The organism is Streptomyces sp. NPDC055955 (assembly GCF_042270245.1).
Taxonomy (GTDB): domain Bacteria; phylum Actinomycetota; class Actinomycetes; order Streptomycetales; family Streptomycetaceae; genus Streptomyces.
Window position 1 is genome coordinate 481,721 of sequence record NZ_JBHJYS010000003.1, and the last position, 17,691, is coordinate 499,411.

Here is a 17,691-nt window from a genome sequence, read left to right on the forward strand (position 1 = left end):
GTACCCATGAGCCCGCGCCCCCCGTCCCGCCCCGTGGGAACGGTCACACGCGGGACCACCAACCCCAATCGCCTGCGCCGCATGGACCGCTGGATCGCGGCCACGCACGGCGCCGCCCTGCGCCGCGCCGAGCACACCGTCGCCGTCGACCTCGGCTACGGGGCCGCCCCCTGGACCGCGGTCGAGCTGCTGCACCGACTGCGCACCGTGGCGCCACGCGCGTGCGTGGTGGGCATCGAGATCGAGCCCGCGCGGGTCGCCGCCGCCCTCCCCTACGAACGGGACGGCCTCACCTTCCGCCACGGCGGCTTCGAGGTGCCCCTCCCCCACGACCCGCTCCTGATCAGGGCCGCGAACGTGCTGCGCCAGTACGACGAGGACCAGGTCGCCGACGTCTGGCGGCGGCTGACCGCACGGCTCGCGCCCGGCGGCCTCCTCGTCGAGGGGACCTGCGACGAGATCGGCCGCCGCCACGTGTGGGTGGCGCTCGGACCCGAGGGCCCCCGCACGGTCACCTTCGCGACCCGCCTCGGCTCGCTCGACCGCCCCTCCGACCTCGCCGAGCGCCTCCCCAAGGCACTGATCCACCGCAACGTGCCGGGCGAGCCGGTCCACGCGTTCCTGCGCGACTTCGACCGCGCCTGGGCGGCCGCCGCGCCCTACGCCTCGTACGGGGCGCGGCAGCGGTGGATCCGGACGGCGCGGGCGCTGAGCGCGGACTGGCCGGTGCTCGACCGGCCCGCGCGCTGGCGGCAGGGGGAAGTGACGGTCGCCTGGGGGGCGTTGGCTCCGCGGGGCTGACGACGGCGCGCCCGAGCCCGAGGGAACGATCTCCGGGGGTCGTACGTCAGACGGTGCGAGGCAGGGGGTGGACGGGACCGACGGGGCGGGCCGGGAGCGGATGGGGAGTTGTTGCCCGGCTCTGTCACATTCGGCGCCGGCGTGGCACCATCCCCAGGGCATCCGTAAGTTACTGACGGTAAATCAGTTTTTGGTGGATCTTCACGGCTTGGGGGCGGAGCGCGATGAGCAGGCGGAGCACGACAGTCATGGCGGCCGTGGCGCTGGTCAGCGCGTTGACCGTACTGACGGCGCCAGGCGCCGCACACGCGAGTCCCGCGCGGCCCGCGCCGCCGTCAACGTCCGACAGAAGCAGGGACCTTGAGCAGGTCCGCGCCGAGCTCGACGGGCTCTACCACGACGCGGCCGTCGCCACGGAGGCGTACAACGCGGCCGAGGAGAAGGCCGAGAAGCAGTCGGGACAGATCGTCCAGCTGGCCAAGGACATCGTCGCCGGCCAGAAGAAGCTGGACCGGCTGAAGTCCCGCGCGGGCGCCGCGGCCCGCCAGCAGTACCGCGACGGCGGGATGCCGCCGGAGGCGCAGCTGATGCTCTCGGACGACCCCTCGCGGTTCCTGGACGGCGCGGACCGGATGCGGCAGGGGCAGCACGCCACCAAGGGGCTCCTGGGCGAGATGGCCCGGACGCAGGAGGACCTGCAGGCATACGCCCAGGACGCCACGCGGAACTGGAAGAAGCTCGAGGCCGGCCGCAAGGAGAAGGCCCGGGCGCAGAAGAAGATCAAGAGCAAGATCGCGGCCGCCGAGAAGCTCGAGTCACAGCTCGAGAAGAAGGAGCGGGAGCGCCTGAAGGAGCTGGAGCAGCAGGCCGAGTACAAGCAGCAGACGGCCTGGCTCAGCTCGGGGGTCCTCAAGGACATCAAGGGCAGCGCGTCGGCGCAGGGCAAGAAGGCGGTCGCGTTCGCCACCGGCCAGCTCGGCAAGCCGTACGTGTGGGGCGCCGAGGGACCCGGCTCCTACGACTGCTCGGGCCTGACCTCGCAGGCGTGGTCGGCGGCCGGGCGGCCGATCCCGCGGACGTCGCAGGAGCAGTGGAAGCAGCTCAAGCACATCGACATCAAGGACATGCGCCCCGGCGACCTGATCATCTACCACGACGACGCCAGTCACGTCGGGATGTACGTAGGGGACGGCGCCATCGTGCACGCGCCGCGCCCCGGGCGGAACGTCACGATCGCGGGCGCGGGCTCGATGTCGATCCTCGGAGTCGTCCGCCCCGACGCGTGAAGGGGCGGCGGGCGAGGCGCCGCGGTGAGCTGGGCCACGTGACCCACCGCACTCCGGCGCCTCCGGTTGCGGTGAACCGACGTGACCTTCGTCATCCCCGAATCGGCCGACGGGCCCTCTGGCGTGCCCAATTCCGCTAGTTGATGGGGCATATGACAGTGGCGGTTCGCCCTTCACCATTCCGTTGCCGGGCCGCCTACCGCTAAGGTCCACCGTCGGTGGTGCGACGATCCTTCGCTCCACCACGCCCTCGGGGGGAGGGAAGGAACCGATCGATGCCCGTACCCGTACCGCGGCAGAGAGCTATCCCGGCCGTGGAAGGTGGTCAGGCTCCGACTGTGCCGACACCGCCCGTCACGCTGCCCCGGCAGCCCACGGCCTCCGGCGTCCAGAGCGGCGGAGGTGGCCCTCTGACGCTCCTCGTCATCGAGGACGACCCCAGCGCCTCCCTCGGCGTGCCCGAACTGACCGACTCGGCGGGCAAGCCGATCCGCGTCCGCACCGCCCGCAACCTCACCGAGGCCGAGCGGCTCCTCACCGATGACGTCCACTGCATCCTGCTCGACCTCGCCCTGCCCGCGCCCGGCGCGGCCACGGACGCCGACGAGCTGGAGACGCTCCGGCACGTCCTGCGCCTCGCGCCGCGGCACGCCGTCCTCGCCCTGACCGCGTCCGGCGACACGGAGCGCGGCGCCGAGGCCGTGCGCGTCGGCGCCCAGGACTATCTGTTCCGCGACGAGCTGGACGGCCGTCTGCTGGGCCGTGCCGTGCGTTACGCCGTCGAGCGCAGGCGCGCCGACGTCGCCCAGCGCAAGCTCGCCGAGTCCCGGCTGCGCGCCCAGGAGAACGCCCGCCTGGAGCGCGGCCTCCTCCCGACGCCGCTCCTGGACGGCTCCCCGCTGCGTTTCGCGGCCCGCTACCGCCCCGGCCGCTCCCGCGCGCTGCTCGGCGGCGACTTCTACGACGCCGTCCGCACGCCCGACGGCACGGTGCACGCCATGATCGGCGACGTCTGCGGGCACGGCCCCGACGAGGCGGCGCTCGGTGTCGAACTGCGCATCGCCTGGCGGGCGTTGACGTTCGCCGGCCTGTGCGGCGACGAACTGCTCTCCACGCTCCAGCAGGTCCTCGAACACGAGCGGGCGGACGACGAGATCTTCGCGACGCTGTGCACGGTCGACATCTCCCCCGACGGCCGCCGCGCCGGCCTGTGCCTGGCGGGCCACCCCTCGCCGCTGATAGCGCGCCCGGGGCTCCCCCGAGCTCTCGGCTCCGCTCGCGCAGGGGGGACCCCCATCGCCGAGCTGCTCCCGTACGAGGACAACGGCCCGGCGCTCGGTCTGCTGCCGCGCGCCCGCTGGCCGCGCCGTCAGGTCGAGCTCGGCCCGACGTGGAGCCTGATGCTCTACACGGACGGCCTGATCGAGGGACGCGTCGGCGACGGCAAGCAGCGCCTGGGCCAGGACGGCATGGTCGACATGGTGCGCCGCAGGCTCACGGAGGGGCTGCGCGGCGAGGAACTCATCGACGCGACGGTGAACGAGGCCCGCGACCTCAACGGCGGCGACCTCACGGACGACGTGGCAGTCGTCCTCCTGGACCGGGGGAACTAGGGTCCCCGATCCGGGGGAACCAGGACCTCCCGGCCCCTCGCGGTCCGGCGGGCTCAGCGCCCGCCGTTGTACGGCCCGTAGGGACCGTCACTGCTGGAGCCGCCGCCACGGCGGCCCCGGCCGCCGCCCGACACCTGCTGGAGCGCGGGCCGCACGTCCACGAAGAAGACGATCGTCGCGACGAGGCCCGCGAGCTGGAGGAACAGCATCGGGACGAGCAGATTCACCGCGACCGCGATACCGAGGATGATCAGCCAGAACATCTTGTTCTGCTTGTCCGCCGCGCGGAACGCGTCCTCGCGCGAGAACGCGGCCATCACCAGGGCAACCACCGCGAGCACGAGCATGGCGGTGTAGAGCAGCCACATCAAGCCGCCGAAAGCCGACATCAGCACAACGCCCACCACCCGAGTCAGATCAGTCCTACGCGGTCACCGTACCCGGTGAACGGGCCGGACACTCGGTAAGTGCCCGGCCCGCCCCTCGGTACGCTCCGTACCGCTTTGTTCACCCCGCCGTGCCGCTACTTGGCGGAGGGCGCGGTCTTCTTCACGGCCGTGGGCTTCTTGGCCGGGGCCTTCTTCACGGCCACCGGCTTCTTGGCGGACGCCTCGGTCGGCCCGGGCTTCGCGGCGGCCCGCTCGTCGGCCACGGCGACGGGCTCCGTGTCGGGCTCGACGGCCTCGGCGACCTCGAGGATCTCGTCGGCCGCCTCACCGCGCCAGGCCCGCACGGTCTCCTCGCCGTGCTCGGCGACCTTCTCGTACGTCTCACGGGCCTTGACGGCGTACTCGGCGGCGACGCCCACACCGCGCAGTGCGAGGTCCTGAGCGGACTCGCCGATCTTCTTCAGGTCGGTGTCGAGCGTGCCGAGCACCTCGGTGACCTTGGCCTGGATGGCCGCCTGGGCCTCCTTGGCGCGGCCGGCCGCCTTCTCCTGGACGTCCTTCGGGTCGGTCTTGCGCACGGCCTCGAACCGGGCCGGGGCCTCGGCGCGCAGCTGCTCCACGAGGCCGGGCACCTTCTTCGCCTGCTGATAGGCGAGCTCGGCCGTGCCGGCGGCGAAGTAGAGGGGGGTCGGGTTGCTGAGGGTCTTGCGCAGGTCGTCGGTGATGGCCATGGCGTGGTCCTCCCGGATCACATCGGCTTCAGCTTGAGGGTTCGGCACCGCTGCTCCCGGCCGTGCGGGGGCCGTCGGCGGGGTGTTCCTGACGGTCGTGCTGCACCTCGGTCCCGTTCTCTTTCCTGAAGGACTCGTAGATCTGCAACAGCACTTGTTTCTGGCGCTCGTTGAGCGACGGGTCGGCGAGGATGACGGCGCGCGTCTCCACCTCTTCCCGGTCGCGCTCCGCATCGAGGATCCCGGCCCGCACGTACAGCGTCTCCGCGGAGATCCGCAGGGCCTTGGCCACCTGCTGGAGGACCTCCGCGCTCGGCTTGCGCAGGCCGCGCTCGATCTGGCTCAGATACGGATTGGACACCCCGGCGGCATCGGCGAGCTGCCTGAGCGAGAGCTGCGCACTGCGGCGCTGCTCGCGCAGGTACTCACCGAGATTGCCGACGTTGAGCGATGCCATGTTCCGATAGTGCCTCGCCATTGCTAACTATTGCAAGCGACTGCTTGCAATAGTGCGCCACGCCACCCGGAAGGCGGCGAGAGGCCTACGCGCGAGGGCCCGTTTCCGGTTCTCCGTCGAGGACTTGGGCGTCGATGACGTGCCCGCCCCCGGCCGGTCCGTTGCGGACGGGGCGGGTGAGGATCTTGGCCACGCACGCGGGTATGACCGCGCCCGGCTCGTGACCGCGGGCCCGGTACGCGCTCGGGGTCTCGCCGACCAGCTCGGTGAAACGCGAGCTGAACGACCCCAGCGACGTACAGCCGACCTCGAAGCAGACCTCCGTCACGCTCAGATCGCCCCGCCGCAGCAGCGCCTTGGCCCGCTCGACGCGGCGGGTCATCAGATAGCTGTACGGGGTTTCGCCGAAGGCCGCCCGGAAGCTGCGGGAGAAGTGCCCCGGCGACATGTGCGCGGCACGCGCCAGGGCCGGGACGTCGAGGGGCTGCGCGTAGTCGCGGTCCATCATGTCCCGGGCCCGGCGCAGCCTGACGAGGTCATCGAGCGTCACGCTGCCAGCGTAAGGCCGCGCCCGCGCCCGCGTCCGGCCACTCGCCGCGAGCCCTCGTTCCTCGTACAGCCCTATGTACGGCCCTACTCCCCGTACGGATCACTCGGATCACCGTCGAGAACGGTGATGTTCAGCCGGCGCAGGCGCTCCGGCTCCGCGATCACGTCGATGCCCGTGATCAGGCCGCCGGCGACCGTGAGGACGAGCACCAGGAACAGGCGGCCGCCGGGTGCCATCACGAGGCCCGCCGAGCCGTCGATCAGCGCGGGACCGGTGAACAGGGCGCGGCCCGTGGCGGCCATCGCGCCGCGGGCCACCGTGGCGGCGCCGCGGACCACGACGGGCTCGGGGGTCGGGATGACCGTACGGTCCGCGTGGAGCACCACGTCCGGGTGGAGCAGGGCGACCAGCGCGTCGAAGTTCCCGCCGCGCGTGGCGGCCAGGAACGCCTCGACGACCTGGCGCCTGCGCGGCAGATCGGCGCCGGGCGCCGGGGCGACGCCTCTGACCCGGCGGCGGGCGCGGCTGGCGAGCTGCCGGGTCGCGGCGGGGGTCCGCTCGATCAGCGGCCCGATCTCGTCGAACGGCACGGCGAACATGTCGTGCAGCACGAAGGAGAGCCGCTCGGCGGGGGTCAGGGTGTCGAGCACGACGAGGAGGGCGACGCCGACCGAATCGGCGAGCAGCGCCTCCTCCTCCGGGTCACGCCCGTCCTCCGGGGCGGCGTCCGGGTCGGGGACGTACGCGTCGAGGGGGTCCTCGCGGCGGTTCTCGCGGGCGCGCAGCATGTTCAGGCACACACGTGACACGACCGTGGTCAGCCAGCCGGTGAGGTTCTCGATGCCGGCCGGCGCGTCCTCTTCCCCCCGCTCCGCCCCGTCCTCGTGACGCGCGTGCGCGTCGGCCGTGCGGCTGAGGCGCAGCCAGGTCTCCTGCACGGCGTCGTCCGCCTCGGTCACCGAGCCGAGCATCCGGTAGGCCACCGCGCGCAGCCGGGTCCTGTCCTTCTCGAAACGCTCGGTCAGCGATGCGTTCTCGTCCATCGGTCACATTCCTCGCTCGGCGCGGGTCAAAGAAGCAGACGTCGAGAACCTACCGACCCGGACGGGGCGCGAAGCCCCCGTCCGCGCAACCAACGGGAGTAGCCATGACTGCACCGATCCTGGTCACCGGCGGCACGGGCACGCTGGGGAGCCACGTCGTGCCCCTGCTGCGCGAGGCCGGCCGCCCGGTCCGCGTGCTCAGCCGGCACGGCCGCGCGTCCGCCGACGGCGTCGAGTACGTGCGTGCCGACCTGCTCGACGGGGAGGACCCGGGACTGCGGACGGCGTTGGCGGGGACCGAGATCGTCCTCCACCTCGCGGGCGGCCCCAAGGGCGACGACGTGGCGACCCGGAACCTGGTGCGGGCGGCGCGGCAGGCCGGGGTGAAGCACCTGGTCCACATCTCGGTGACCGGCGCGGACACCGTCCCGGTGGCCTGGCTCAGGAGCAAGCTGGCCGCCGAGCGGGCCGTCGCCGGGTCCGGCATACCGTTCACGACGCTGCGGGCCGCCCAGTTCAACGACCTCGTCCTCGGCGTGATCGAGAAGATGACGAAGCTGCCGGTGCTCCCGGTCCCGGGCGGGCTCCGCTTCGAACCGGTCGACTCGCGCGACGTCGCCGCCCGCCTGGTGGAGCTGGCACTCGGCGAGCCGGCCGGCCTGGTACCGGACCTGGCCGGCCCCAAGGTGTACGGGATGGCCGAACTGAGCGCCGGCTACCTCCGGGCCAAGGGCAGGCGCAGGCCGAAGCTGCCGGTCCGCATCCCCGGGAAGGCGGGGCGCGCGTACCGGGCCGGGGAGAATCTGGCGCGCGAGGGCGCGGCCCGGGGCGAGCGGACATGGGAGGCGTTCGTCGGCGAGCGGGTCGGCGGGTGACAGGGTGCACGGGACGGGCGCCCAGGGGTGCGCCAAGTTGCAGATAATCCGTAACGGATCGAATTGGCTACCCTGGCACTCATGACCTCCATGGCGCCCACCCGCACCGAACCGGACCTCTCCTTCCTGCTCGACCGCACCAGCCATGTGCTGCGTACGCAGATGGCGGCGGCCCTCTCCGAGATCGGCCTCACGGCCCGGATGCACTGCGTACTGGTGCACGCGCTGGAGGGGGAACGCACCCAGGCGCAGCTCGCGGAGATCGGCGACATGGACAAGACCACGATGGTGGTGACGGTCGACGCCCTGGAGAAGGCGGGCCTCGCCGAGCGGCGCCCGTCGGCGCGGGACCGACGGGCGCGGATCATCGCGGTCACGGAGCAGGGCGCGCGGGTCGCCGAGGAGAGCCAGGCGATCGTCGACCGCGTCCACGAGGAGGCACTCGGCTCGCTCCCCGAGACGGAGCGCGAGGTTCTGGTGCGCGCGCTGAACCGCCTGGTCGACGGACACCTGGCCACCCCGGCCGAGAGCCCGAACCCGGCACCTCGGAGGGCTCGCCAGCACTAGCACCCCGCCCCGCCCACGCATGCACCCGTAAAAGATAGTCTGCAACAAAACTATCTGCTACGGTCATTCCTGTTGGCCCGCAGCGGCTCCCGCAGCGGCCTTTTGACAGGAGATGACCGCACATGCCTGCCGTTTCCGCACCGCTCCGCGCCCTTCCGGCACTCCTCACCCCCCAGCGCTCCAGGTGGACGGCCCTCGGCGTCCTGGCCACGGGGATGCTGATGACGGTCCTCGACGGCAGCATCGTGACCGTGGCGATGCCGGCCATCCAGAGCGATCTGGGGTTCACCCCGGCCGGCCTCAGCTGGGTCGTCAACGCCTACCTGATCGCGTTCGGCAGCCTGCTGCTGCTCGCCGGGCGGCTCGGCGACCTCGTCGGACGCAAGCGGCTGTTCCTCGTGGGCACGGCGGTCTTCACCGCGGCCTCACTCCTGGCGGGCGTGGCCACGAGCCCCGCGGTCCTGATCGCCGCGCGGTTCCTCCAGGGCGTCGGCAGCGCGCTGGCGTCCGCCGTCAGCCTCGGCATCCTCGTCACGCTGTTCACCGAACCCCGCGAACGCGCCAGGGCCATAGCCGTGTTCAGCTTCACCGGTGCCGCCGGGGCCTCGATGGGGCAGGTCCTCGGCGGTCTGCTCACGGACGGCCTCAGCTGGCACTGGATCTTCTTCATCAACCTGCCCATCGGGCTCGCGGCCCTGGCGGTCTCCGTGCCCGCCCTGCCCCGCGACCGAGGTCTCGGGCTCGGGGCTGGTGCCGACACGGCCGGCGCGCTGCTCGTCACCGGCGGCCTGATGCTCGGGATCTACTCCGTCGTCAAGGTCGAGGAGCACGGCTGGACTTCGGCGCCCACGCTCGGGACCGGGGCCGTCGCCGCGCTCCTGCTCGCCGGGTTCTTCGTCCGGCAGGCAAGGGCCCGTACGCCGCTCATGCCGCTGCGGATCCTGCGCTCGCGCAGCGTCGCCGGGGCGAACCTGGTCCAGATGCTGATGGTGGCCGCGCTGTTCTCCTTCCAGATCCTGGTCGCCCTCTACCTCCAGCAGGTCCTCGGCTACGGCGCCGCAAAGACCGGCCTCGCCATGCTCCCCGCCGCCGCCGTCATCGGCGCGGTCTCCCTCGGCGTCTCGGCCCGTCTGGGCGCGCGCTTCGGCGAACGGAACGTGCTGCTCGCCGGGATCGCGCTCCTCATCGGCGTACTCGGACTCCTCACCCGTGTCCCCGTGCACGCCCACTACGCCACCGACATCCTCCCGGTGATGCTCCTCGCGGCCGGTTTCGGCCTCGCCCTGCCCGCGCTGACCTCACTGGGCATGTCCGGGGCGAGCGAGGCCGACGCCGGGCTCGCCTCCGGTCTCTTCAACACCACCCAGCAGATCGGCATGGCCGTCGGCGTCGCCGTGCTCTCCACGCTCGCCGCGTCCCGCACCCGCTCGCTCACCGCACAGGGCGGCACCCGCGCCGAGGCCCTCACCAGCGGCTACCACCTGGCCTTCACGGTCGGTACGGGTCTGCTCGTCGCCGCGTTCGTGATCGCGTACGGGGTGCTGCGCGGGCCCCGTACGACGGCCTGATCACCCCCACCACCGCCACGACAACGCCCGGAGGCGTCATGACAGCGAAGAGTGGCCCCACACCCCGGACCCTCACCGAGGAAGAGCTCCATCTGCTGCCGGCCCGCGGCCGGTTCGGAACGCCGGCCGGCGTCCGTCGCACCGGGCACCCTCACCTGTCCACCGTGCTCTACCACTGGAGTCCCGGCGAACGCGTCCTGCGCGTCTCCACCACGACCGACCGCCTCAAGGCCCGTCGGCTGCGGAGCGATCCGCGTGCCGCGCTGCACGTCACCGGCCCCGACCCCTGGTCGTTCGCCGTCGCCGAGGGAGAGGCCGAGGTGTCGGACGTGACGGCCGTACCCGGCGACGCCGTCGGGCGCGAACTGCTCGCCATGACGCCGGGGTTCGACGACCCCGCGCAGGAGGCGGAGTTCCTCGGCCGGCAGGTCGAGGAGAGCCGCGTGGTGATCAGGCTCAAGGTGACCCGGCTCTACGGGACGGCGCTCGACATCCCGAGGTGAGCGGGCGGCTCAGGGCGCCACGGCGAACGGCAGCGGCCGGCTGTGCACGATGTCGAGGCGGGACACGGCTCGGGTCAGGACGACGTACAGCCGGTGCAGTCCGCGGCGCTCGGCCTCGGCCACGGCGGCCGGCTCGACGGCGACGACATGGTCGTACTCGAGGCCCTTGGCGACGGACGCCCCGAGGACGGTCACACGGACCCGCGGATCATCCGGTCCGCCCACCTCGATCCCCTTGTCCGTCAGGGCGGTTCGCAGCAGCCGCACCGTCGGGTCGTCGGCCGCGACGACACCCACGGAACCCTCGTGCGCCAGCGCCTCGCGCACGGCGTCGACGGTCTCCGCGACGACGTCCCGCGTCCGGCGGATCCTCAGCTCGCCGTCGTGACGCAGGGACCGGGCGGGCGGCACGTCCACGTCGAGGAGACCGAGGAGGCGGTTGGTGAGGGCGACGACCGCGCCCGGGACGCGGAACCCCGTCGTCAGGGGCGCGATCAGGGCGTCGGGCTTGCCCAGGTGGCCGAGCAGCTCGCCCCAGGTGCGGGCCGCCCACGGAGTGGTGCCCTGCGCGAGGTCGCCGAGGACGGTGAGCGAACCGTACGCGGCGCGGCGCGCGATCGACCGGGCCTGCATCGGGGAGAGGTCCTGGGCCTCGTCGATGACGATGTGCCCGTAGCCGGCGGGGTGTTCGAGGAGCCCGGCCACCTCGTCGAGGAGGACGAGATCGGCCGCCGACCAGGAGGCCGAGCGGACGGAGCGCGGGGGCTTCGCCCACAGGATCGCCCGCTGCTCGTCGGGGTCGAGGATCCCGTCCGCCGCCGCGGCGAGCGCGTCCGCGTCGCCGAGAAGCCCGGCCACGACCTCCTCCGGCCGCACCCTGGGCCACACCGCCTCGACGTACGCGCCCATCGGCCGGGACCTGCCGACCTTCTGCAGCCAGAGGTTGTTCACCGGCCCCGACCTGCGTTCGGCCTGCTCCTGGAGGTGCCGCACGGCCCGGCTGCGCACGCGCTCCCGCCCGACCGCGTACGGCGGCTCCTCCTCCCGTACGCCCGCCACGATCCGCCCGAGCACACCGGCCGGCACGCGCCAGCGGTACGAACCGTCGGGAACGGCGAGGGAGTCGATGGCGGCCTCGGGGCGCACGCGGGAGTAGAGGGCGCGGTGCAGGACCTCGGCCATGCGGGCGTCGTGCTTCACGACGGCCGCGGCCCCGGCGTCCTCGTACGTCCGCGCCCTGGCCACCGCCGTGCTGCTCTCCTCCACGAGGATCTCCTCGATGGTGGACTGCCGCACTCCGCTCTCGCCGAGCGCGGGCAGCACCTCGGAGATGTAGGTGAGGAAGGTGCGGTTGGGTCCGAGGATGAGCAGTCCGCCGCGCTGGACGCGCTGGGGGTGGGTGTAGAGCAGATACGCGGCCCGGTGCAGGCCGACCGCGGTCTTGCCGGTGCCGGGGGCGCCCTGCACACAGACGGAGGTGGCGAGATCGGCGCGGACGAGGTCGTCCTGGTCGGGCTGGATGGTGGCGGCGATGTCGCGCATGGGGCCGACACGGGGGCGCTCGATCTCGCGGGCGACGATACGGCTGCCCTCACCGGAGGCGGCGGGGGCGGCCTCGCCCTCCACGGTGAGCCGTTCGTCCTCCAGGCCGGTCAGATCGGCGGAGTCGCCCTTGCTCGCGGGGGCCCACCCGAAGCGGCGCCGGACCGCGACGCCTTGCGGCTCCTGGGGTCCGGCCTGGTAGAAGGCGCGCGAGACGGGGGCGCGCCAGTCGACGACGAGGGGCGGGGCGGCCGGGTGTTCGACCACGCGCCGCCGTCCCACGTGGTAGCTCTGCCCGGCGTGGTCGCCGTCACCGTCCGCGAAGTCGAGCCGCCCGAAGAAGAGCGGGACCTCGGGCAGTTCGTGCAGCTCCTTGGCCTTGCTGCGCAGCTGGTACCCGAGCACTTCGGCGTCGGCCCCGGAGGCGGAGGCGTTCTCGCCGATGACGACCTGTTCGTCGGCACCCTCGATCATCGCGGCGAGGGCGGCGCGGCAGAGGTCGTGGTGGTGGCGTTCCTGGACGAGGGCACGGAGATCGGCGGAATCGGTCACCGAATCAGAATAACGTAACCGAGTAACAATTTTTACTGACCCTCAAAATACCCGCGCGCCCCGAGCCCGGCCTCCAGCTGCCGAAACCCCAGCTCAGCAGCCTCCACGGCATCCGGCCACACCGCGTCGGCACTCTCCCCCGCCGCGATCCGCCGCCAGTTCTCCATGGCGAGAACCCGCTGCACGGCCACGATCTGCCCGGCCGCCAGCCGCGCCGCGGCCCCCTCGCCGAGCGCGCCGGCCAGGATCCGCTCCGACCGCTCCTGATACCCGTAGGCCCGCGCGACCAGGGAAGGGGTGCCGTAGAGCAGTCGGTGAAAGGCGAGCACCGCGGGGTGGTCGTTCAGCCCGGTCACCGGGTCGCGCCGCTCGAGCCCGTCGAGAAAGTGCGCCCGCAGCGCGGCGAGCGGCGTGACGCCCTCGCCCCGCCCGGCGACGACCCGTGCGGGCTCGTCCTCGTGATCGGCGAACCGGTGCAGAACCAGGTCCTCCTTGGTGGGGAAGTAGCGGAACAGGGTCGGCTTGGAGATCTCGGCGGCGGCCGCGACCTCGGCGACGGACACCTTGTCGAACCCCTTCTCCAGAAACAGCCCGATGGCCGCCTCGGAGATCGCCTGATACATCCGCCGCTTCTTCCGCTCGCGGAGGCCCATCTCGCCGGTGTCGCCACTCATGCGGGGAAGGTTACGCAGTGCGGGCACACCCGCCTCACCGAGCGGGCGGTCACTGCCGGCGCCACTGCGGCGTCGAGCCCAGTTTCCACAGGTCGTCGAAGTGCTTGATCCACATCGCAACGCCTTCCGCACCATCCGGACCCTCCCGCCGCGACCACACGGACAGTTCCGTCTGGTAACCCTTCGGGTCGTAGTACCGCTCCCCTCTCCACCACAAGGTGGCCGACAGGTCATAGCGGCCATGCATCACGAAAGACTCATTGAAGATGCAGATCTTGTCCCTGGGAGCCCCGCCACGAGATCCGTTCGTGCGGCCGGCTTCAGCGGCCGGTGAGCCAGCGAGCCAGCCCTTCGGCGATCCGGGCGACCGAGGGGACAGACTCCAGTCCCAAAGGGACAGCCGCCGCAGACACGATGCCTCGCAGCTTGACGGCAGTCAGCCAGAGCAGCGAACCGTCCCGGGGCGGAGAGGCGCTGAGCTTCGTCGCGGACCTGATCACATCCGTGTACACCGACTGCGCCTTCTTGAAGTCGATCACGAGCGGAAGGTCCTTCTCCCAGCCCTGAGAACTTCCCGCCCTGACATCCTCGACACTTCTACGCCAAGCGGTGATGACGCCGGACGCCTGCGCTTGCGGGTACCGCATGAGATACAGATGCGTCGCCAGGTCATACAGGGGGTCACCGAACATCGCCAGTTCCCAGTCGATCGCCCAGAGCCGGGACGACGGGTCCACGATCAGGTTTTCGCGGTGGAGATCCGCGTGCAGAAGGCAGAAGGGCCGCTCCACCAGCCCCAGAACGTGCTTCCGCAGGCGCGTGAACGCTTCACCGTGCAGACCCAAGTGACCGAAGAGTCCGCCGAACTGCTCCAGGTTCTTTTCGTACACCTGCTTTTCGGTGAACCTGATCAACCGCTCTAGAAATTCTGCGGAGTCCCCCTCAGGCGCCTGGTCCTCTCTTGTGCATTTTCTGGCAATGGAGAGCGAATCGGGCCGCACCTCGGCCATCTCACGAAACAGGGAGCCCAATTGACCGGTCAGGTCGGAGGGTAGAGGTCTGCCCCTCTTCTCGAGGGATCCGAGCGTGCTGCCCTCGATGAACTGCTGCAGCTTGGCACCTTCGACCTCGACCACCTCAGGAATACGCGAGATGCGTCCCGACAGGGCACTGAGCAGCGCCTCTTCCGATTCGAAGCACCGGCGGTCGAACCAGAAGAGGCCACTGCGAGGATCCCGGCACTTCCACCGACCGGTCCGGGACAGGTCGCCCGTACGCAGAAAAGGGAGGACATACGTTTCATGGTGGTAACCCTTCAGCGGCCCTTCGATTGCCTGTTCGCCACCACTCAACGCGACAGCGCGTCGCCAGGCCGCCGTGGTCGGGTCCGTTGCCATTTCCCGTTCTTTCGCCAGGTGCAGACCAGCGTCATGGAAGAGGAGGAGTACGGTACTCCGCCAGACGGCAGCATCCCAGAACCCACTCAGATATCGCTCGCACCGCCCGGGTGAGCCGTACGCAGCAGACTGACCGGATGAGGACCCGGCAGAACTCCGAGGGCCGGACCGACCCACGCCGGAAGAGCCTGCACGGACTGCTCACGGCAGCGCAAGCAGTGCTCTTCGACTTCGACGGCCCGGTCTGCGGTCTCTTCGCCAGGAGCCCGACGGCACCGGCCGCCGAGGAGATCCAGGAAGTCGTCCGTGCGGGATGGGGCGACCTGCCGCTCTCCGTCGAGCAGTCGCAGGACTCGCACGGCATCCTGCGTCACTTCGTACGGACCGTGCAGCGCCTCGCCCCCGTGGAGCAGGCAGAGCTTGAAGACCGGCGTCACAGGGACGTGACGGACCTTCAACTCCGCCACGGGGACAAGGCCCTCCGCCCGCGGCTGACGAAGCGCAGCGAGAGGTGGCTCGCCGTCGGTGCCGTCCTGCTCGTGCTGCTCGTGCTGCTCGTGCTGCTCACAATGCAGGCCTGAGCGGCGTCCGGGCGGTCACACCCGTTCCCGCAGCACCCCCAGCAGCGGCTCCAGCGACGGCACCACCACCTCCGCCCCCGCCTCCCTCAGCACCTTCGCCTTGCGTTCATTACGCGCGTAGCCGAGGAACGCGATGCCGGCCGCGGTGGCCGCCTCGAAGTCCGAGGGGGTGTCGCCGATCATCAGGGCCGCTTCGGGGGTCGCGCCCAGGGCGCCGAGGGCGCGTTGTACGCAGTGCGGGTGGGGCTTGAGGAGGTGGAGGTCCTGGGTCCGGCCGTAGATGTGCGGGGCGAAGCAGGCCGCGAGGCCGCGCGTGGCCAGGTAACGGGAGGCCACCACCGGGGAGTTGTTGGTCGTGACGGCCAGGTGGGCGCCCACCGCGTACCACGTCCTGATCAGCGGGTCGGCGTACTGCGTGGGCCACGCCGAGGCCACCGCGGTGAGCTCCTGCTGGGTGAGGCGCTCCTCCAGTTCGACGACCAGGTCGCTGCCCGGGCGCCGACGGTCGACGGCGCGCAGGACGGCGTGCGGGTCCGGTTCCGCGCGCTCCTCCTCGGTGAGCAGACCGTGCAGGCCGCGTTCCTCGAGCCACCGCACCTGTTCGACGGCCACCCGCTCCGCCGAGTGCCCCGCGAAGAGCCGGCAGATCGGCCCGTCGAAGTCGAAGAGCACGAACCGCGCCCTTTTGATCAGTTCCCGAAGTGATTCCGTCGCTTCAGCCACCGGAACAGTCTGCTTCGTTGCATCAGAAGTCACTAGGAGAGTGTCAGGTCCGTGGTGATGGTTTCCCAGAGGGCGTCGAACCACTTCTGCGATTCCTCCACGAACGCCGTGTCCCGCTGCCCCGCCCGCTTCTCGAACGAGAACAGCAGCGACTCCGTGCCGAGCGTGTCGTACATGTCGAGCGTGCCGCTCTCGATCTCCTCCTCGCGCCGCGTGACCAGGTAGTACGAGAGGAGCGCCTCGTTCCCGTTGAGCAGGTAGAGCTTGATCGGCGGGGTGAAGGGCAGCGCCCGGAAGGTGACCCGTACGTCGATGCCGTGCGAGGACCGCAGCGAGCGCAGATTGTGGCGCAGAACCTGGCCCTGCGCGTTGCGCTGGTCGAGCCAGCGCTTGTGGACGAGTGCGGCGTCGCCCTCCTGCGTGGCCGATACCGGGAAGGCGAGATTGATGTCCCTGCCCGGCAGCAGGATGCGCACGTCGACCGAGTCGGGGCGTACGCGGCCCTCGTGGATGAAGCGCAGCGGCTCGCCGAGCGCCAGCATCAGGGTCTCCGCGGTGAGGCAGACGGCGTCGATCCGCACCTGCGGTGACGCGAACGCCTCGGACAGGCGCGGGGCCAGGCCGACCATCGTGCGCTGCGGCTCGTCGCGCGCCGGGGCCTGCTCGGCGATCCTCGGCGGACTGCCCTTGCTCACGTTGCTGAGCAGGCCGTCCTCCTGGAGGGAGCGCAGGGCCTGCCGTACGGCGCCGCGCTCCACGCCGAACTCCTCGGCCAGCTCGGCCTGTGTCGGCAGCCGCTCGCCCGCGCGGAGCTCGCCCGCCTTGATGCGCTCCCTCAGGACGTCGGCGATCTCCTGGGGTGAGGACCTTCTGCTGCCGTTCACTGCAACGCTCTCCTGAGTCACAACCAAACGCTACAACTAACCACCACTTGGCGGGAGTTGTTGAAGAGTTGTTTATTCATCATGACCAAGTGGGGACAACTTCATAGTAGTTGGTTGCCAACTTTGAGCAAGATGGCCGAAGGAGGAACCATCATGCCCGTCCTCACCTTCTTCTCCGCGGTGTTCGTGATCACTTTCGAGCAGCTGGTCCAGTGGCGCTACGGCCCCGTCGGGATCACCGGCCTGCTGCTCCTCACGATCGGCGTCAAGGCGAAGAGCCCCACCTGCAGCTCCATCGGGGCCGTGCTCCTGGCCCTGATGCTCGCCGGACCGGCACTCTGACCCGGCGGGCGGCTGCACGCCCCGGCGGGATGTGAACATCGGCCTTGGCCGGTTTCAGGCGGTCGGCGTGGGTCCGAAGAAGCGACTCACCCGTCGCGAGCACCAGCGGAACCGGGGACCGCGCCACGTTCCGGCCACGTCGAGAAAATCTACAACTTCCCGCCATCTTATGCGAGTTGAGTAAAAGGTGGTTAAGAGTCGGCGCTAGACGGAGATAACTCCAGTGGAGTTGGTTGCCAACTTGAGCCACATGGTCAGACATCCACCAGGGTTGGCCCGGTTGGTCATCGCTCCCGGACTGAAGGGGGACCAGACATGCCGTTCATCGCCATCGCCGTTGCAGCCCTCGCCATCGGGTTCGAGCAGCTGATCCAGTGGAAGTACGGGCCGATGGGCATCATCGCGTTCGTCGCTCTCTCCATCGGCCTCAAGGCCAAGAACAACCTCATCAGCGGCGTCGGGGCCGTCATCCTCGTGATGCTGCTGACCCAGAGCGGCTGACCGGGCTCCCTTCCGGAGGGGAGCCGGGAGCCCGGTCACGCCACGGCGTCACAGCGCGCCGGAGCACCACGGCACGTCAGCACCACAGCACGTCAGCACGTCAGCACGTCAG

General features: G+C 71.0%; 21 protein-coding genes. 10 read left to right on the top strand and 11 right to left on the bottom strand.

The window, feature by feature from the left end; genetic code table 11:
* Nucleotides 1-6 precede the first annotated feature (6 nt).
* The 3 genes from ACFC96_RS08255 (at nt 7) to ACFC96_RS08265 (ending at nt 3,700) form a co-directional block, all read left to right on the top strand.
* Entirely contained in the window at nt 7-801 is a 795-nt protein-coding gene (locus ACFC96_RS08255; protein WP_376610891.1) for a class I SAM-dependent methyltransferase, read from the top strand.
* A gap of 224 nt (nt 802-1,025) precedes the next feature.
* On the top strand, nt 1,026-2,087 hold the full coding sequence (locus ACFC96_RS08260; protein WP_376260623.1) for an NlpC/P60 family protein: 1,062 nt from the start codon (nt 1,026-1,028) through the stop codon (nt 2,085-2,087).
* Between the two features lie 275 nt (nt 2,088-2,362).
* On the top strand, nt 2,363-3,700 hold the full coding sequence (locus tag ACFC96_RS08265; RefSeq protein WP_376610893.1) for a SpoIIE family protein phosphatase: 1,338 nt from the start codon (nt 2,363-2,365) through the stop codon (nt 3,698-3,700).
* Between the two features lie 53 nt (nt 3,701-3,753).
* Here ACFC96_RS08265 and ACFC96_RS08270 read toward each other — a convergent pair whose 3' ends face one another.
* From ACFC96_RS08270 to ACFC96_RS08290, 5 genes are all read right to left on the bottom strand, one after another.
* Nucleotides 3,754-4,095, bottom strand: coding sequence for a DUF2516 family protein (locus ACFC96_RS08270; RefSeq protein ID WP_116512297.1), 342 nt, complete (start codon nt 4,093-4,095; stop codon nt 3,754-3,756).
* A gap of 128 nt (nt 4,096-4,223) precedes the next feature.
* Nucleotides 4,224-4,820, bottom strand: coding sequence for a hypothetical protein (locus tag ACFC96_RS08275; RefSeq protein WP_376260626.1), 597 nt, complete (start codon nt 4,818-4,820; stop codon nt 4,224-4,226).
* A 28-nt stretch (nt 4,821-4,848) separates the two neighbouring features.
* Nucleotides 4,849-5,277 carry a helix-turn-helix domain-containing protein gene (locus ACFC96_RS08280; RefSeq protein ID WP_376260628.1) on the bottom strand — a complete coding sequence of 143 codons (429 nt, stop codon included), beginning with the start codon at nt 5,275-5,277 and terminating at the stop codon, nt 4,849-4,851.
* A gap of 85 nt (nt 5,278-5,362) precedes the next feature.
* Entirely contained in the window at nt 5,363-5,827 is a 465-nt protein-coding gene (locus tag ACFC96_RS08285; protein WP_376260630.1) for a helix-turn-helix transcriptional regulator, read from the bottom strand.
* Nucleotides 5,828-5,910: 83 nt separating this feature from the next.
* On the bottom strand, nt 5,911-6,870 hold the full coding sequence (locus ACFC96_RS08290; protein ID WP_376610895.1) for a sigma-70 family RNA polymerase sigma factor: 960 nt from the start codon (nt 6,868-6,870) through the stop codon (nt 5,911-5,913).
* A gap of 104 nt (nt 6,871-6,974) precedes the next feature.
* On the opposite strand from ACFC96_RS08290, the gene ACFC96_RS08295 reads away from it, so the two are divergent.
* From ACFC96_RS08295 to ACFC96_RS08310, 4 genes are all read left to right on the top strand, one after another.
* On the top strand, nt 6,975-7,745 hold the full coding sequence (locus ACFC96_RS08295) for an SDR family oxidoreductase (protein WP_376260634.1): 771 nt from the start codon (nt 6,975-6,977) through the stop codon (nt 7,743-7,745).
* A gap of 81 nt (nt 7,746-7,826) precedes the next feature.
* Nucleotides 7,827-8,312 (top strand): MarR family winged helix-turn-helix transcriptional regulator, encoded by a 486-nt coding sequence (locus tag ACFC96_RS08300; RefSeq protein ID WP_376260636.1) that lies wholly within the window; start codon nt 7,827-7,829, stop codon nt 8,310-8,312.
* A 122-nt stretch (nt 8,313-8,434) separates the two neighbouring features.
* The gene (locus ACFC96_RS08305; protein ID WP_376610897.1) at nt 8,435-9,880 is read left to right on the top strand and encodes an MFS transporter; all 1,446 of its coding nucleotides are present in this window, start codon (nt 8,435-8,437) and stop codon (nt 9,878-9,880) included.
* 38 nt (nt 9,881-9,918) lie between these two features.
* Entirely contained in the window at nt 9,919-10,383 is a 465-nt protein-coding gene (locus tag ACFC96_RS08310) for a pyridoxamine 5'-phosphate oxidase family protein (protein WP_376260640.1), read from the top strand.
* A gap of 9 nt (nt 10,384-10,392) precedes the next feature.
* Here ACFC96_RS08310 and ACFC96_RS08315 read toward each other — a convergent pair whose 3' ends face one another.
* The 4 genes from ACFC96_RS08315 to ACFC96_RS08330 all read right to left on the bottom strand — a co-directional run bounded on the left by ACFC96_RS08315 (nt 10,393) and on the right by ACFC96_RS08330 (nt 14,548).
* Complete coding sequence (locus ACFC96_RS08315; protein ID WP_376610899.1) at nt 10,393-12,477, bottom strand: HelD family protein; 2,085 nt, start codon at nt 12,475-12,477, stop codon at nt 10,393-10,395.
* A 32-nt stretch (nt 12,478-12,509) separates the two neighbouring features.
* The gene (locus tag ACFC96_RS08320) at nt 12,510-13,151 is read right to left on the bottom strand and encodes a TetR family transcriptional regulator (RefSeq protein WP_376260644.1); all 642 of its coding nucleotides are present in this window, start codon (nt 13,149-13,151) and stop codon (nt 12,510-12,512) included.
* Between the two features lie 49 nt (nt 13,152-13,200).
* Nucleotides 13,201-13,401, bottom strand: coding sequence for a hypothetical protein (locus ACFC96_RS08325; RefSeq protein ID WP_376610900.1), 201 nt, complete (start codon nt 13,399-13,401; stop codon nt 13,201-13,203).
* Nucleotides 13,402-13,471: 70 nt separating this feature from the next.
* Nucleotides 13,472-14,548, bottom strand: a complete 1,077-nt coding sequence (locus ACFC96_RS08330; protein ID WP_376260647.1) for a phosphotransferase — start codon at nt 14,546-14,548, stop codon at nt 13,472-13,474.
* A gap of 137 nt (nt 14,549-14,685) precedes the next feature.
* On the opposite strand from ACFC96_RS08330, the gene ACFC96_RS08335 reads away from it, so the two are divergent.
* Nucleotides 14,686-15,129: a hypothetical protein gene (locus ACFC96_RS08335; RefSeq protein WP_376610902.1), complete on the top strand. Its 444-nt coding sequence runs from the start codon at nt 14,686-14,688 to the stop codon at nt 15,127-15,129.
* Between the two features lie 15 nt (nt 15,130-15,144).
* Here ACFC96_RS08335 and ACFC96_RS08340 read toward each other — a convergent pair whose 3' ends face one another.
* Together ACFC96_RS08340 and ACFC96_RS08345 are read right to left on the bottom strand one after the other, a co-directional pair.
* A complete protein-coding gene (locus tag ACFC96_RS08340; protein WP_376260651.1) occupies nt 15,145-15,885 on the bottom strand; it encodes an HAD family hydrolase in 741 nt (246 codons plus the stop codon).
* Nucleotides 15,885-16,763: a GntR family transcriptional regulator gene (locus tag ACFC96_RS08345; RefSeq protein WP_376610904.1), complete on the bottom strand. Its 879-nt coding sequence runs from the start codon at nt 16,761-16,763 to the stop codon at nt 15,885-15,887. The genes ACFC96_RS08340 and ACFC96_RS08345 overlap by 1 nt, the downstream gene beginning before the upstream one ends.
* A gap of 126 nt (nt 16,764-16,889) precedes the next feature.
* Between ACFC96_RS08345 and ACFC96_RS08350 the strand changes: the two genes are divergently transcribed.
* Together ACFC96_RS08350 and ACFC96_RS08355 are read left to right on the top strand one after the other, a co-directional pair.
* Nucleotides 16,890-17,078 (top strand): hypothetical protein, encoded by a 189-nt coding sequence (locus tag ACFC96_RS08350; RefSeq protein WP_116512283.1) that lies wholly within the window; start codon nt 16,890-16,892, stop codon nt 17,076-17,078.
* Nucleotides 17,079-17,393: 315 nt separating this feature from the next.
* Nucleotides 17,394-17,579, top strand: a complete 186-nt coding sequence (locus ACFC96_RS08355) for a hypothetical protein (protein ID WP_376260657.1) — start codon at nt 17,394-17,396, stop codon at nt 17,577-17,579.
* Nucleotides 17,580-17,691: the final 112 nt, after the last annotated feature.